This window comes from Salinarimonas sp. (assembly GCF_040111675.1).
In the GTDB taxonomy this organism is placed as follows: Bacteria; Pseudomonadota; Alphaproteobacteria; order Rhizobiales; family Beijerinckiaceae; genus Salinarimonas.
The window spans coordinates 2,139,088-2,154,211 of record NZ_CP157794.1 but is presented as its reverse complement, the minus strand read 5'-3'; the positions used below and the strand labels follow the sequence as shown (position 1 = coordinate 2,154,211).

Below are 15,124 nucleotides of genomic sequence, written 5' to 3'. Positions count from 1 at the left end.
GACGCTCTTTCCGTCCGGCCCGATTGAGGCCATTCTTCGCGCGGCCGTGGCTTCCCCTGCCCCGATTCGCGCGACGCTGGCGCGTCTTCGGCCGGAAGCGGACGCGGCCGGCGGACGGCGCTGTCCGCATGCGCAGGACCCGGGCGGGCTGACGATGAAGACGGTGATACTCGCGGGCGGTCTCGGCACGCGCCTGTCGGAAGAGACGCACCTGCGGCCGAAGCCGATGGTCGAGATCGGCGGCATGCCGATCCTGTGGCACATCATGAAGATCTATTCCGCCCACGGGATCGACGACTTCGTGATCTGCTGCGGCTACAAGGGCTACATGATCAAGGAGTATTTCGCGAACTACTTCCTCCACATGTCCGACGTGACGATCGACATGGCCGCCAACGCCATCGAGGTTCACGAGCGCAAGGCCGAGCCCTGGCGGGTGACGCTCGTCGACACCGGCGAGGAGACCATGACCGGCGGGCGCCTGCGCCGCGTCGCCGATCACCTGCGCGGCGAGGAGGCGTTCTGCTTCACCTACGGCGACGGCGTGGCGGACGTCGACATCGGCGCCGAGATCGCCTTTCACCGCTCGCACGGCCGCAAGGCGACGATCGCGGCGGTGCGCCCGCCGGGTCGCTACGGCGCGCTGGCCCGCGACGGCGCGCGGGTCTCCGGCTTCACCGAGAAGCCCCGCGGCGACGGCGGCTACATCAACGGCGGCTTCTTCGTGCTCTCGCCCTCCGTCATCGACCTCGTCGCCGGCGACGAGACGAGCTTCGAGGCCGAGCCGCTCGCGACGCTGGCGGAGGCGGGCGAGCTGATGGCCTTCCAGCACGACGGCTTCTGGCAGCCGATGGACACGCTGCGCGAGAAGAACCAGCTCGAGGCGCTGTGGGCGTCGGGCCGGGCGCCGTGGAGGGTGTGGTGATCCCGAGCCGGCAAGCCTTCGCCGGCGCGGACGTCCTCGTGACGGGGCATACCGGCTTCAAGGGAGGCTGGCTGTCGCTGTGGCTCGATGCGCTCGGCGCGCGGGTGCACGGGCTCGCGCTCGACCCGCCGACGCGGCCCTCGTTCCACGAGGCGGTCGGGCTCGGGCGCGTGCTCGCGAGCGATCGCCGCGGCGACATCCGCGACCCCGCGACCGTGGCGGACGCGCTGGCGGCCGCGCGGCCGCGGATCGTGTTCCACCTCGCCGCCCAGCCGCTGGTGCGCGAGAGCTACCGCGACCCGGCCGGCAGCTTCGCGACGAACGTGATGGGCACGGTCCACGTTCTCGAGGCGGTGCGGCGCACGCCGTCCGTCGAGGCGGTCGTCGTCGCGACGACCGACAAGGTCTACGAGAACCGGGAATGGCCGCATCCCTACCGCGAGCCGGACCGGCTGGGCGGGCGCGACCCCTACAGCGCCAGCAAGGCGGCCTGCGAGATCGCGGCGGCGAGCCTGCGCGCCTCGTTCTTCGGCGCGGGCGGCCATCCGGCGCGGATCGCCACGGCGCGGGCGGGCAACGTGATCGGCGGCGGCGACTTCGCCGCGGACCGGCTGGTGCCGGATTGCCTGCGCGCCTTCGAGGCGGGCGAGCCCGTTCGGCTGCGCTATCCGGGCGCCGTGCGGCCGTGGCAGCACGTGCTGGAGCCGCTGTGCGGCTATCTCCTCCTCGCCGAGCGGCTCCTCGGGCCGGACGGTGCGGAGGCGGCGCAGGCCTGGAATTTCGGCCCGGATCCGGAGGGGGACGCGTCCGTCGGCGCCGTCGCCGAGCGCCTCGCCGCGCTGTGGGGGGCGGAGGCGCGGGTCACCAAGGACGACGGTGAGGATCATCCGCACGAGGCGGGGCTCCTGCGGCTCGACAGCACGCTGGCGCGCCTGCGCCTCGGCTGGCGCCCCCGTCTCGCCCTCGATGCCGCGCTGGCGCGTACCGTCTCCTGGCATCGGGACTTCACCGCTGGCGCGGACATGGAGGCGGCGTCCCGGGCGCAGATCGCGGCCTACGCGGGGGGCGACGCATGAGACACCCCGTGTCCACCTCTGTTTTTCTACGCGGCGCATTTTTGCGCGGCGAGATGGCGTGCGGGTTCGTATTCGGCTCGATCTCGCCAGGCATGCCAGAGGATGCGGATCCAGGCGCGTGCCAGGATACGGACGGCGTGGGGGTGACTGCATCCGCGCTGCCTGGCCCGCATGTAGACGTCGGCGGCCCAGGGGGAGGCATGGCGGGAGTTGTCGGCGAAGCAGGTGAGGGCGGCGCGCAGACGGTGATTGCAGGCCCATCGGAAGACGACGCCCCTGCTTTTTCCGGAGGCGTGGGTGACGGGGCAGACGCCGGCCTCCGCGGCGAGCTGGTCTGCGGTCTGGAAGCGCGCGCGGTCGTCGCCGATCTCGGCGAGGATCTGGGCGGCGTTGATGCGGCCGGCGCGCGGGAAGGACATGACGATGCGGCCGTCGGGCAGCTCGGCGACGTCGTGCTCGATGCGGGCGGTGAGGTCGCGGATCGCGGCGACGATGCGCTCGAGGGCGACGACGAGGGCGCGCACGATCTCGCCCTTGGCCTCGCTCTCGTCCCGGCCGGCGAGGCCGATCGGCGCGGCGCGCAGGCGGGCGAGGAGCTCGGCGGCGCTGCGGCGGCCGCTGTAGCGGGCCTGGGCCATGAAGGCGGCCATGCGCTTCTCGCCGAGTCGTGCGGCGCTCTCGGGCGTGGGGTAGCGGGCGAGGAAGGCGAGGGCGACGGGGCTGTCGACGTCGGCGAAGATCGCGGCGGCGCCCGGCCAGAAGCTTTCGAGCAGGCTGCGCAGCTGGTTTGCGAGGCCGACGCGCGTGGCGACGAGGTCGTCGCGCCCGCGCACGAGGGCGCGCAGCGCCTTGACCGCGTCGGAGGCCTGGCGCAGCGGGGCGAAGCGATGCCCGTCGGTGCGCAGGATGTCGGCGAGCATGTAGGCGTCACCCGTATCGGACTTGCCGCCGGCGGCGCGATAGCGCGGACGGCAGGCCTTCACGACGTTCGGGTGGATCGGCACGACCGGATGGCCGGCGGCGACGAGCGTGTCGACGACGAGGCCGGACGGGCGCTCGATCGCCACCGGCATCTCGCCGACGGGCGCGATGCGCGCGAGCGCGGCCACGAGCTTGGCGAGGCCGGCGGCGGTGTGCGGGACGTCGAGGCGTGCGCGGACCGCACCCGTCTCGTCGAGGACGCAGGCCGCATGGCCCGCGCCGCCCCAGTCGAAACCAACAGTGAAAGGCATAGGCGACGTCTCCCGGTTCGGTGTACCCTCACCCGAGCCGGGAGGTCGTGCGGATCGCTCATTGGAAGGCGCTCCGGCTGGCAGGCTCAGGCGCTACACCCCGTGGTCCGTCCGGTCCTCCCGGCACCTGCCGCGCGGCGGGTCTCATACGGGCCCTCGAAGGGCAAGCGACGCCGGCCGTCGCGGCAGGCGCTCGGGCTGGCGAATACTACGCCGCTCCGCGGCTCCGCATCCGCCAGCCCGAAGGTGCACCAATGAGCGGGCGCTTCGACGTCCTCGCCACCGAGATCGAGGGGCTCGTCGCGCTGCGCCGCAAGCCGATCGGCGACGCGCGCGGCTTCCTGGAGCGGATCTATTGCGCCGACGAGCTGGAGCCGGTTCTCGGCGGGCGGCGGATCGCGCAGATCAACCGCACGCTGACCCGGCGCCGCGGCGCGGTGCGCGGCCTGCATTTCCAGCACCCGCCGCATGCGGAGACGAAGGTCGTCGCCTGCCTGCGCGGCGCGGTCTTCGACGTCGCGGTCGACCTGCGCCGGGGCTCGCCGACCTTCCTCGCCTGGCACGGGCGGGTGCTCGGCGCGGAGAACGCCGAGAGCCTCGTCGTGCCGGAGGGCTTCGCCCACGGCTTCCAGGCGCTCGAGGACGAGTGCGAGCTCCTCTACCTCCACACGGCCGCCTACGCGCCGGATGCCGAGGGCGGGCTCGACGCGACCGATCCGCGGATCGGCATCGCCTGGCCGCTGCCGATCGCCGAGCGCTCCGTGCGGGACGAAGGCCTGGCCCGGGCGGACGGCTTCGCGGGGATCGCGGCATGACCGGGATCTGCCGCCATTGCCGGAGCGCGCTGTCGCGCACCTTCGTCGATCTCGGCGCGGCGCCGCCGTCGAACGCCTATCGGCGGCCCGAGCAGCTCTCGGAGCCCGAGATCTGGCTGCCGCTGCGGGTCCTCGTCTGCGAGCGCTGCTGGCTGGTACAGACGGCGGACTTCACCGCGCCGGAGAGCCTGTTCGACGCCGAATACGGCTATTTCAGCAGCATGTCGGCCTCCTGGCTCGCGCACGCGGAGGCCTATGCGGAGGCGATGGTCGCGCGCTTCGGGCTCGGACCGGCGAGCCGCGTGGTCGAGGTCGCGTCGAACGACGGCTATCTCCTGCAATACGTGGCGGCGCGGGGCATCCCCTGCCTCGGCGTCGAGCCGACGGCGAGCACCGCCGCGGCGGCGCGGGCGAAGGGCATTCCCACGCTGGAGGCCTTCTTCGGCCGGGCGCTGGCGCGGACGCTCGTCGCCGAGCACGGGCCGGCGGACCTGACGGCGGCGAACAACGTGCTGGCGCACGTGCCGGACATCGACGACTTCGTCGGCGGCTTCGCCATTCTCCTCGCCGAGGGCGGGGTCGCGACCTTCGAGTTTCCCTCGCTCCTCTCGCTCGTCGCCGAGCGGCAGTTCGACACGATCTACCACGAGCACTATTCCTACCTCTCGCTGACCGCGGTGGAGCGGATCTTCGCGGCGAACGGCCTCGTCGTCTTCGATGTCGAGACGCTGCCGACGCACGGGGGAAGCCTGCGGATCTTCGCGGAGCGGGCGGACGCGCGCCGCCGCGCGGAGGGCGCGGGCCTCGCGGCGCAGCGCACGCGGGAGGCCCAGGCCGGCGTGGCGAGCGCGGCCTTCTACGAGGGCTTCCAGGCGCAGGCCGAGGCGGTGAAGGACGAGTTCCTGCGCTTCCTCCTGGACGCCAAGCGCGACGGCAAGCGCGTGTGCGCCTACGGCGCGGCCGCGAAGGGCAACACGCTCCTCAACTTCGCCGGCGTGCGGCCGGACCTCCTGCCCTTCGTCGTCGACCGCAGCCCGGGCAAGCAGGGCCGGCACATGCCGGGGAGCCGGATCCCGATCGTCTCCGAGGAGCGGATCGCGGAGACGCGCCCGGACCTCGTCGTGATCCTGCCCTGGAACCTGCGCGCGGAGATCGCCGCGCAACTCGCCTACGTCGGCGAGTGGGGCGGGCGCTTCGTCGCCGCCGTGCCGCGGCTGGAGGTGTTCGGATGAGGGTCGTGGTCGTCGGCGCGAGCGGCTTTCTCGGCCGCCATATCCTCGCGGCGCTCGCGTCGCGGGGATTGGAGACGGTCGCGACGTCGCGCTCGGGCGCGGTGGCGCAGGCGTCGGCCGGCCAGGAGACGCTGGCTCTCGACCTCGCCGCTCCGCCGGCGGACCCGTTCGCGGCGCTCGGGCGGCCGGACGTCGTCGTCCACCTCGCCTGGGGCGGCCTGCCGAACTATCGCAGCCTCCACCATTTCGAGACCGAGCTCCCCGCGCAATACGCCTTCCTGGCCGCCCTGGCGCGTGGGGGCCTGCGCCGGCTCGTCGTCGCCGGCACCTGCTTCGAGTACGGCATGGCGAGCGGGCCGCTCGACGAGGCGCTGCAGCCGGCGCCGGCGAACCCCTACGGCTACGCCAAGAACGCGCTGCGCGAGCAGCTGGGGCACCTCCAGGCGCAGACCGGGCTCGCTCTCGTCTGGGCGCGGCTGTTCTACCTGTATGGCGAGGGCCAGGGCGCGCGCTCGCTCCATTCCCAGCTGCGCGCCGCCGTGGCGGCCGGCGAGCGGTCGTTCCCCATGTCCGGCGGCGAGCAGCTGCGCGACTTCCTCGACGTGCGCGAGGCGGCGCGCCTCCTCGTCGCGCTGGCGCTGCACGCGGGCAATGTCGGCGTGGTCAACGTCTGCTCCGGCCGGCCGGTCTCCGTGCGCGGGCTGGTCGAGCACTGGATCCGCGAGAACGGCTGGGACATCGTCCCCGATCTCGGCCGCTACCCCTATCCCGATTACGAGCCGTTCGCCTTCTGGGGCGACCGCGGCAAGCTCGACCGGCTGCTCGGGCCGGCGGCCAACGAAGAGGCGACCCCATGAGCTCGTTCGACGAGGAGCGCGCGGCGCGCATCGCGGCCAATGCCCGGGACGCGGCGCTCGTGCGCGCGGCGTCCGACTTCATGCTGGCGTCCACGGCGCCGAAATACTCCTACAATTTCGAGTGGCTCGGCCGGCCGATCATCCAGTATCCGCAGGACATCGTGGCGATGCAGGAGCTGATCTTCCGCATCCAGCCGGACCTGATCGTCGAGACCGGCATCGCGCATGGCGGCTCGCTGATCTTCTCGGCCTCGATGCTGGAGCTGAACGCGCTGTGCGGCGGGCCGGCGGACGCGCGGGTGCTGGGGATCGACATCGACATCCGCGCCCACAACCGCGCGGCCATCGAGGCGCATCCGATGATGCGGCGCATCGACATGATCCAGGGCTCGAGCATCGACCCGGCGATCGTCGCGCAGGTGGCGCAGGCGGCGTCCGGCAAGGCGCGCGTCCTCGTCTGCCTGGACAGCAACCACACCCACGCGCACGTGCTCGCCGAGCTCGAGGCCTACGCGCCGCTCGTCACCCCGGGCAGCTATTGCGTCGTCTTCGACACGATCATCGAGCGCTTTCCCGCCGAGACTTATCCGGATCGGCCCTGGGGGCCCGGCGACAACGCCATGACGGCGGTCGACGCCTATCTGGCGCGCCACCCGGAATTCGAGATCGACGAGGCGATGGACGCCAAGCTGATGATCAGCGTGGCGCCGCGGGGCTACCTGAAGCGGGTCGGCTGAGCGCCGCGGCGAACAGCATCGCGATCAGCCCGAGCAGGCACCACCACCAGGCCTGCCAGGCGCCGTGGCTGACGAAGGCGACCGCGTAGGCGCCGGCGGCGGTCGCCGTGGCGGCGGGCAGGAGCGGCCCCGCGTGCCGCTCGAGCGCCCGGAACAAGGCCGCGAGCAACGCCGCCCCGAGAAGCGCGCCGACGAGGCCGAGCTCGAACCAGACCTGGAGCGCCCCATTGTGGGGGTGCCCCCAGTTCAAGAGCGCGCGCTCGGCATCGGCGAGGCGCGCCGCCTCGGGCAGCGCGGCGGCCACGTGGCCGGCCTCGATGCCGAAGCCGAGGAACGGCCGCTCCCAGACGAGCGCGGCGTATTCGCGCCAGATCTCGCCGCGGATCGTCAGGGTTCCGTAGCCCACCGCATCGTGCACGGCCCGGGGGATCAGGTCGTTGATCACGGGCGCGAGGAACGGGATGGCGAGCGTCGCCGCGACGGCGACGACGGCGACGAGCCGGTGCGTCGCCACCGGCGCGGCGAGGGCCACAGCCAGGGTGACGGCGACGACCAGGACGCCGAGCTGCGCGGAGGCGCTCTGCGAGCTGAAGATCGCCGCGAGGCCGGCGAGCCAGACGAGGCCGAGGGCGACCGGGCGCCGACGCTGCCGGAGCAGCATCGTGGCGAGCGGCAGCAGCAGAGCGAGGGCGACCGCGGCGCGGTTGAGGCGGAACAGGTCGGTGGAGAAGCCGAGCGCGCCCCGCAGCCGCCCGTCGAAGGCGACGTCGAGCGCCAGGACGAGCCCGGCGAGGGTCATCGCCGCCGCGAGGCCGACGGCCGAGAGCTTCGGCGCCAGAACGCGCGCGTTCGCCAGGGCGACGCCGAGGAGGGCGAGGCTTCCGGCGACGTGCGCCACGTATTCGGCCCCGCGCGTCGGCGCCGGCGTCCAGGTGAGCGAAGCGCCCGCGAGCACGACGAGCCCGATCGCGAGCGCGCCGGGGGCGCTCTCCACACCGGCGCGCAGCGTGCGCAGAACGGAAGCGGAGCGTCCCGCACGCCACGACGAGAGCGCGAGCAGGCCTGCGGCGATCGCGAGCACCACGGGCGCGATGCCGCGCGAGGCGATCATCAGGACCGGCGTCGCGAGGGCGAGCGCGAGCGCCGTGCGGGCGGTCGCCTCCGGGCTCACCCGTCGTCTCCGGCGGCGGCGCGCCGGGCGAGCCGCGCGAGCCCCTCCGGCGTGGCGACGACCGGCGCCCAGCCGATGCCGCGCAGCGCACGCGCATCGACGACGAGGTCCCCGGTCAGGCGGTCCAGCGCCTCCCCGCGCCCGGCCGCCCGCGCGGCGAGCGCGATCATCGCCTGCGGGACCGGCAGGAGGCCCGGCCGGCGGCCGAGCCCCCGGCGCAGGGACGCGATCATCTCCGGCAGGGTCCAGGCGCCGTCGTCGGCGACGAGGAAGGGGCGCCGCAGCGGCCCCTCGGCCTGGATGGCGGCGCGCACGGCCTCTGCGAGGTTCTCGACCGCGAGCAGCGAGCGTCGCGCGTGCAGGGCGCCCAGCGGCAGCGGCCAGGGGCTCTGCGCCAGGCGCACGAGGGAGGCCATGTTGCCCTTCACGCCCGGCCCGTAGACGAGGACGGGCCGCAGCGCCGTCCAGTCGAGCCCGAGGGTCGCGAGCCCCTCCTCGGCGGCGAGCTTCGAGCGGCCGTAGGCGTCGGTCGGCGCGGGCGCACGGCCCTCGTCGACGACGCCCGCGGCGGACGGGCCCGTCTGGGCGCGCACGGAGGACAGGAAGACGAAGCGCCGCACGCCGGCCCGCTCGGCCGCGCGGCCGAGCGCGATCGTCGCCTCGGTGTTGACCGCGCGGTAATCGTCCTCAGGGCGCCCGGACATGGCGTGGGCGATCCCGGCCGAATGCACGACGGCGTCCACCCCTTCGAGGGCGCGGGCCATGTTCACCGGCCGCGCGAGGTCGCCGATCACGGCCGAATCGGCCTCCGGCGCACCGTCGCTCGGCCGGCGCAGCAGGACGCGCACGCGACAGCCGTGGGCGCGCAGGTCCGCGAGGAGATGGCGCCCGACGAAGCCGGTCGCGCCGGTGAGGGCGACGAGGGGCCCGGTCATCGCGCGGACCTCGCCGTGGCGCCGCCCCGCGAGAAGCGCACGAGCACGCCGGCGACGACCGCCGCACCGGCCGCGAGGACGAGGAGATCTCCGATCGGCCCGTCGAGCGCCACCGCGGTCAGGGCCAGCGCGGCGAGCGCGGCGTTCGCGACGAAGATCGTGCCCGACACCGCGAGCGGGGTGAGGCCGTTGTCCGTGGCGCGTTGGTAGAAGTGCGAGCGATGCGCCTGCCAGACGGTTTCGCCGCGCAGGGCGCGTCGCGCCAGCGTGAGGGTCGCGTCCGTGCACGAATAGAGCGGCAGCAGGATCGCGGCGACGAGATGTCCGCTCGCGGCGAGCCCGTAGAGCAGGAAGGCGACGAGAAGCCCGATCGGCAGCGAGCCGACGTCGCCGAGGAAGAGCCGCGCCGCCGGCTTGTTGAAGGGCGAGAAGCCGAGCATCGCTCCGAGCAGCGCGGCGGCGAGCGCGGTCTCCAGCGTACCGACGACGTCGCCCAGGCCGAGCACGGCGATCGTCGCCGCGAGGGGCACGACCGCCGCCACCGTGAGCCAATCGAGACCGTCCATGAAGTTCGTGAGGTTGACGAACCAGAGCCCGGCGAGCGCCGCCAGACCGATCTCGACACCCAGCGGGATCTCGTCCGGCAGCACCCGGCCCGTTTCGGCGGCGGCGATCACGACGAGCGCGACCCCGACGCCCTGCAGCGCGAGTCGCGGGGAGACCGGCAGCGGGCGGATGTCGTCCACGGCGCCGACCGCCGCGAGGAGCACGGTGGCGACTGCGACGGCGCCGAAGACGCCGAACGCACCCTCCCCCGCGCCGGCGAGCCAGAGCGCCCCGGCGCATGTCGCCAGCGTCGCCGCGACGACCGCGATGCCGCCTCCCTGGGGCGTCGGAACGCGGTGGCTGGAGCGCGCGTTCGGGCGCGCGAGCGCATAGCGTCGCATCAGGGGGAAGAGCGCGCGGACCATTGCGGCGCAGATGACCGCCGAGACGACGGCTGAGAGGAGAGCGAGCATCGCGGGACCGGCGCCGACGCGCCCCGATGCGCGCCGCCGGCGGTTCTAGCCGGTCGCGGCGCACGCCGCAACGCGAACGCGGGCATTCGGGCCATCGGGGCCGTCTTTGCGCGTGGCCGCTCCCGTGCTAAGCGCAACGCGAGCCGCAGGCGCGCGGGAAACCTCGAGGGCGCCGGGCGAGGCGCACGGTCCGTATGTCGAAGAGCAAGCTGCAGATCTCCTGGAAGCGCCTTCTCGCCAGCGTGCACGACGTCGTCATGGCGGGTGTGGCGATGGCGCTCGCCGTCACGGCGCGCTACGGCCTGGACGAGCTGCCGCGCGACCGTCTCGGGCTGTGGGTCGCCGGCTTCATGGCGGTGTGCGCCGTCGCGTTCCGCGCTTTCGGGCTCGGGCGGGGCATGTGGCGCTTCGCCTCGATCACGGATCTGCGGGCCATCGTCGCCGCCGCGACGACGGCCGTCATCGTCTTCGTGCTGCTGCTCTTCGTCACCACGCGCCTCGAAGAGTTCCCCCGCACGGCGCCCGTCATCGCCTGGTTCGCGCTGATCGTGCTCGTCGGCGCGCCCCGCCTGGCCTATCGCGCCCTCAAGGACGGCGGGCTCGCCCACGCGCGCCCGCGCGACCTGCACGCCTCCGGCGTCGAGCAGGTCCTCATCCTCGGCAGCGCCAGCGAGGCCGATACGGTCATCCGCACCTACGGCCTGGAGAGCTCGCCGCGCTACCGCGTGCGCGGCATCGTCGACTACACCTCGAGCAAGCGCGGCCGGAACGTCCGCGGCGTCCCCATCGTGGGCGAGGTCTCGGAGCTGAAGGAGGTCGTCGCCCGGCTGGGGCGGGCCGGCATCGCGATCGACGCGCTGATCGTCGCCGCGCCGCGGGACCGCGCGGTTCTCGCGCCGCTGGCGGCGATGGTCACGGCGCTGGGGCTGCCGCTGAGGCGCGTCGCGCCCGCGAGCCTCGCGGGCGGCGAGGCGGATCTCGAGGCGATCACGCTCGAGGACCTGCTCGGCCGCCCGCCGGTGCGGCTCGAGCTGCAGACCATCCGGGCCCTGATCGCCGACCGCGTCGTCGTGGTGACCGGGGCCGGCGGCAGCATCGGCTCGGAGATCGTGAGCCAGGTCGCGAGCTACCGGCCGGAGCGGCTCGTCCTGGTCGACAGCTCGGAATACGCGCTCTACCAGATCGACATGGCGCTCGCCCGCGAGGCGCCGGCCGTGCGCCGCCGCGCCGTGCTCGCCGACGTGCGCGATCGCGCCGGGATGGCGGCGCTGATGCACGCCGAGCGCCCGGCCCTCGTGTTTCACGCCGCCGCGCTCAAGCACGTGCCGCTCGTCGAGGCCAACGTGTCCGCGGGCGTCGCCACCAACGTGATCGGCACGCGCAACGTCGCCGACGCCGCCGTCGCGGCCGGCGCGGAGGCCGTGGTGATGATCTCCACCGACAAGGCCATCCGCCCGACGAGCGTGATGGGCGCGACGAAGCGTGTCGCGGAAGCCTATTGTCAGGCGCTCGACGTGAGCGGCGTCGCGACGCGGTTCATCACCGTGCGCTTCGGCAACGTGCTCGGATCCACCGGCTCGGTCGTGCCGCTGTTCAAGCGGCAGATCGGCGAAGGCGGCCCGGTGACCGTGACGCATCCGGAGATGAAGCGCTACTTCATGACCATCCGGGAGGCGACCGAGCTCGTCCTGCAGGCGGCGGCCCACGGCGTCACGCGACCGGACCAGCGCGGGCGCATCTTCGTCCTCGACATGGGCGAGCCCATCCGCATCGTCGACCTCGCCCGCACGATGATCGCGCTCGCCGGCCGGCGGCCGGAGGTCGACGTGCCCATCGTCTTCACGGGCCTGCGGCCGGGGGAGAAGCTGTTCGAGGAGCTCTTCGACAAGGACGAGGCGACCGAACCGTCCGGCGCGGAGGGCGTGTTCGTGGCGTCCGCGCGGTTGCTCCAGCTCTCGACGGTAGAGAGGCTGACGGACCAGCTCGAAGCGGCCGCGCGCGCCGAAGACGCGTCGGAAGCGCGGCGGCTGCTCGGATCCTTCGCGGTCAGCCCGGACGCGCTCGGCTGGAGCGCTCCCGACCGCGCGCCCTCGCAACTCCGAGCGTGAACGTGCGCGCCGCAGCGTCGTGCTGCTCGCACGCGGCCCGGCTTCGGTCGCGGATCGCGGCGCGGTCGCCGGCTCCGGCTCATTCGGCGGCCTGCCCAGCCGCCTCCGCGACCCGACGCCACAACGCGGTGTAGAGCTCGATGCTCCGGCCGATCGCATAGGATGCACGAATTCGTTCGCGAGCCCGACTGCCGATTTCAGCACGGCCGGCGTCCCCGAGGCGGATCATGCGTTCGATGGCCTCGGCGAGCGCCGCCGACGTGGCGTCCGTCACCACGAAGCCCGCATCGCCGATGATCGCTCGCGCCTCGCCGACATCCGTCGATACGCAGGGAATCGCCGTTGCCATGGCCTCCGCGATTACGTTTGGGAAGGCCTCGCTCGAGGAGGCGAGCACGACGAGATCCAAGCCGCGCATGAGCCGCTCCACGTCCGTGCGCTCCCCGAGCGCGACGACGCGGTCGCCGAGCTCCGGCGGCGGAGCGATCCGCTCGGTGTCGCGCCCGATCAGCACCGGACGGATCGGGAGCCCGCGTCCCGCGACCACGGCGTTCGCCTTCAAGAAGAGCTCGTGCCCCTTCTGGGGATCCAGCCGCGCGACGAGACCCACGGCCACCTCGCCCGGCGCGATGCCGAGCGCCGCGCGCACGGCGGCGCGATCGCCCGCGTCCGGCCGCCAGACCTCCGTGTCCACGCCGTTCGGCAGCGAGACCCACCGCCGCGGCCGGTAGCCGTAGGCCTCGTGGGCGGTGCGCCCCGCCTGCGAATTGTGCGCGACGGCCGCGGGAAGCCGCGACAGGCGGGCGAGCGCATGCATCACGGCCTTGGTCTTCCAGGAATAATGCGCGAACTCGGTCTGCGCGCAGCGAACGTTCCAGACGACGCGAGAGAGCCCCTGCCCCGCCAAGAGGCTGGCGAGCGAGCCGGCGAGATCGGCGTGATAGAGCCAGGTCATCGTCACGTCGGGGTCGAGCCGCCGCAGCAGCGCCGCGAGCCGAAAGACGGCGCGCGGATCGACGGCGCTGCGCTGCAGTCCGAGAGCGTGCACGGGCACCCCCCGCGCGCGCAGAGCGGCGCCGTAGACGCCTTCGTCCATCAGGGACACGACGATCTGCTCGCAGCCGGCCACATCCGCCGTGGCGATGCGAGTCAGCATGCGTTCGGCGCCGCCCGAGCCGAGCGTCGTGATGATGTGCGCGACCCGGATCGGCCTGGCGTGGCGCGTCATGCGTCGGGCTTGCGCACGAACAGCGAGTGCCGGTGGAAGGCGCCGATCGCGAGCACGTCGCGCAGCTCGAGATCGGGCGCCTTGGCGAGATAGCTCAGCCCGGGCGTGAAGGCGTAGCCCCGCCCCCCCGGATGCCGGCGGATCGCGTCGACCGTCTCGATGCGGCCGTCGACGACGATGGCCCGCGGGAAGTGCCCGGCCTCGAACGCCCGCAGAACATCCTCGTTCGGCGTGCCTTTGCCGTCGCGCTTGGAGACCGACGGCCCGTCGACATAGACGAGATCGATATCCGGCTCGATCGTGAACGCGTAATGGCTGCCTCGTCGGCCCTCGATTCGCCGCGATGCGACCACGTCGATGCGCGGATGCGGCGCGAGGCCGACGGCCTCCAGGCCCGCTCGCGTGAGCCCGGCCCAGTGCTCGGTCTCGTCGACGCTGATCAGCGACGCTCCGTCCCGTTCGCGCACGTACGACGCGAAGATCCCGGTGGAGGTGCCCGAGCCCAGCTCCGCGATGCGCTTCGGCGCCAGCATGCGGAGAACCTTCTCGATGTCGAGGGCGCGCCAGGGGTGCCCCCGTACGCCGACCGCCTCACCCTGCGTGAGAACCTGGAGGAAGGCCGCGTAGGTCGGCTCGCGCGCCGCGAGAGCCGCGATGCGTCCTTCCCGGTCGCGCTGGAACAGACCGACATGAAGCTTGAACAGGATCTTGCGGAACAGCGTCATCAGGCGCCTCCCGGCGCGAAATCGTCGGGTCGCAGCAGCCGGTCGTGCGGGACCGCACGGGCGAGACGACGCCCGATATAGGCGTCGCGCTCGGTCTCCGGGATGCCCGTGCCGGGCTTCTTCAGGGTGAGCATGTCGGCCTCGATCACGGTCCCCATCGGTTGCGGCGCCCGCAGGGCGAGCGAGCGGGTGAACAGGGCGGCGGAACCGGCGAGCGATTTCGCGAGCCCGTCCTTGTCGAGGGGATGCGTCAGCATCGTATGGATCGCGTCGCGCGCGCGACAGACCTCGCGCAGCTGCTCGGGAACCAGGGAGGCTTTCGTATCGGGCCCGAACATCGAGCGGTGGAAAGCGAGATGGACCTCGATCAGGCTCGCGCCCCGCGCCATGGCCGCGATCGAGGGCAGCGTGTCGGCGCTGTGATCCGACAGGCCCACAGGCACGCCGAACCGTCGGGAGAACGCGTCCAGCATGTCGAGGCCGACTTCCTCGAGCGGCGTCGGATACTTCGTCGTGCATTGGAAGACGGCGAGCGCGGAGCGTTCGCCGGCCCGGGCGATGCGGGCGATGGTCCCGTCGAGATCGGCGTAGGTGCTCATGCCCGACGACAGCAGCAGCGGCTTGCCCGTCGCGAGCATCGCATCGACGAGGGCGCCGTGGCCGACCTCTCCCGACGCGACCTTCCACGCGGGCACGTCGAGGGCCTCCAGCAGCGCGATCGCCTCGAGCGAGAACGGGGAGGACAGGAAGACGAGCCCCGCCTCGCGGGCGTGCCGGGCGAGCCCCGCCCATTGCTCCGCGGAGAACTCCATGCGCGTCCAGTAGTCGTAGCGCGTCGCGTCCTCATAGCTGAAGCGGACGCGGAAGGGCTCGTCGCGCGTGCTCTCCGCCTCGGCGATGTGGGTCTGGAACTTGATGGCGTCCGCACCGCATTCCGCCGCGCAATCGATGAACGCATGCGCGGCGCCGAGGGAGCCGTCGTGCGCCTGCGCCACCTCGGCGATGACGAACGGGCGGTGACCCGGCCCGACCGGACGGTCGGCGATCGTGAATGTGCTCGGCAA

14 protein-coding genes are annotated in these 15,124 nt (G+C 73.2%); 7 read left to right on the top strand and 7 right to left on the bottom strand.

Annotated features, from left to right (window positions below; genetic code table 11):
* Positions 1–154 precede the first annotated feature (154 nt).
* Together rfbF and rfbG are read left to right on the top strand one after the other, a co-directional pair.
* Positions 155–925: a glucose-1-phosphate cytidylyltransferase gene (gene rfbF, locus ABL310_RS09965; protein WP_349371520.1), complete on the top strand. Its 771-nt coding sequence runs from the start codon at positions 155–157 to the stop codon at positions 923–925.
* Positions 922–2,001: a CDP-glucose 4,6-dehydratase gene (gene rfbG / locus ABL310_RS09960; protein WP_349371519.1), complete on the top strand. Its 1,080-nt coding sequence runs from the start codon at positions 922–924 to the stop codon at positions 1,999–2,001. The genes rfbF and rfbG overlap by 4 nt, the downstream gene beginning before the upstream one ends.
* Before the next feature lie 26 nt (positions 2,002–2,027).
* On the opposite strand, the gene ABL310_RS09955 is transcribed toward rfbG, so the two are convergent.
* Entirely contained in the window at positions 2,028–3,233 is a 1,206-nt protein-coding gene (locus ABL310_RS09955) for an IS110 family transposase (RefSeq protein WP_349367535.1), read from the bottom strand.
* 254 nt (positions 3,234–3,487) lie between these two features.
* Between ABL310_RS09955 and ABL310_RS09950 the strand changes: the two genes are divergently transcribed.
* Genes ABL310_RS09950 through ABL310_RS09935 form a run of 4 tightly spaced genes read left to right on the top strand, consistent with a single transcriptional unit; the run spans position 3,488 to position 6,874 of the window.
* Positions 3,488–4,048: a dTDP-4-dehydrorhamnose 3,5-epimerase family protein gene (locus ABL310_RS09950; RefSeq protein ID WP_349371518.1), complete on the top strand. Its 561-nt coding sequence runs from the start codon at positions 3,488–3,490 to the stop codon at positions 4,046–4,048.
* Positions 4,045–5,280 carry a class I SAM-dependent methyltransferase gene (locus ABL310_RS09945; protein ID WP_349371517.1) on the top strand — a complete coding sequence of 412 codons (1,236 nt, stop codon included), beginning with the start codon at positions 4,045–4,047 and terminating at the stop codon, positions 5,278–5,280. The genes ABL310_RS09950 and ABL310_RS09945 overlap by 4 nt, the downstream gene beginning before the upstream one ends.
* Entirely contained in the window at positions 5,277–6,137 is an 861-nt protein-coding gene (locus tag ABL310_RS09940; protein ID WP_349371516.1) for an NAD(P)-dependent oxidoreductase, read from the top strand. Before ABL310_RS09945 ends, ABL310_RS09940 begins: the two co-directional genes overlap by 4 nt.
* The gene (locus tag ABL310_RS09935; RefSeq protein WP_349371515.1) at positions 6,134–6,874 is read left to right on the top strand and encodes a cephalosporin hydroxylase family protein; all 741 of its coding nucleotides are present in this window, start codon (positions 6,134–6,136) and stop codon (positions 6,872–6,874) included. The genes ABL310_RS09940 and ABL310_RS09935 overlap by 4 nt, the downstream gene beginning before the upstream one ends.
* Here ABL310_RS09935 and ABL310_RS09930 read toward each other — a convergent pair.
* The 3 genes from ABL310_RS09930 to ABL310_RS09920 are packed head-to-tail and all read right to left on the bottom strand — an operon-like array spanning position 6,834 to position 9,999.
* Positions 6,834–8,045 (bottom strand): O-antigen ligase family protein, encoded by a 1,212-nt coding sequence (locus ABL310_RS09930; RefSeq protein ID WP_349371514.1) that lies wholly within the window; start codon positions 8,043–8,045, stop codon positions 6,834–6,836. The two genes, ABL310_RS09935 and ABL310_RS09930, sit on opposite strands and share 41 nt — an antisense overlap.
* On the bottom strand, positions 8,042–8,980 hold the full coding sequence (locus tag ABL310_RS09925; RefSeq protein ID WP_349371513.1) for an NAD-dependent epimerase/dehydratase family protein: 939 nt from the start codon (positions 8,978–8,980) through the stop codon (positions 8,042–8,044). Before ABL310_RS09925 ends, ABL310_RS09930 begins: the two co-directional genes overlap by 4 nt.
* Entirely contained in the window at positions 8,977–9,999 is a 1,023-nt protein-coding gene (locus ABL310_RS09920; protein WP_349371512.1) for a glycosyltransferase family 4 protein, read from the bottom strand. The genes ABL310_RS09925 and ABL310_RS09920 overlap by 4 nt, the downstream gene beginning before the upstream one ends.
* 194 nt (positions 10,000–10,193) lie before the next feature.
* On the opposite strand from ABL310_RS09920, the gene ABL310_RS09915 reads away from it, so the two are divergent.
* Complete coding sequence (locus ABL310_RS09915; RefSeq protein ID WP_349371511.1) at positions 10,194–12,107, top strand: nucleoside-diphosphate sugar epimerase/dehydratase; 1,914 nt, start codon at positions 10,194–10,196, stop codon at positions 12,105–12,107.
* Positions 12,108–12,186: 79 nt separating this feature from the next.
* Here the strand turns inward: ABL310_RS09915 and ABL310_RS09910 are convergent, their stop codons facing one another.
* From ABL310_RS09910 to ABL310_RS09900, 3 genes are read right to left on the bottom strand one after another with little or no spacing between them, the layout of a single operon-like run.
* The gene (locus ABL310_RS09910; RefSeq protein WP_349371510.1) at positions 12,187–13,335 is read right to left on the bottom strand and encodes a glycosyltransferase; all 1,149 of its coding nucleotides are present in this window, start codon (positions 13,333–13,335) and stop codon (positions 12,187–12,189) included.
* Positions 13,332–14,060 (bottom strand): hypothetical protein, encoded by a 729-nt coding sequence (locus tag ABL310_RS09905; RefSeq protein WP_349371509.1) that lies wholly within the window; start codon positions 14,058–14,060, stop codon positions 13,332–13,334. Before ABL310_RS09905 ends, ABL310_RS09910 begins: the two co-directional genes overlap by 4 nt.
* Entirely contained in the window at positions 14,060–15,124 is a 1,065-nt protein-coding gene (locus tag ABL310_RS09900) for an N-acetylneuraminate synthase family protein (RefSeq protein ID WP_349371508.1), read from the bottom strand. Before ABL310_RS09900 ends, ABL310_RS09905 begins: the two co-directional genes overlap by 1 nt.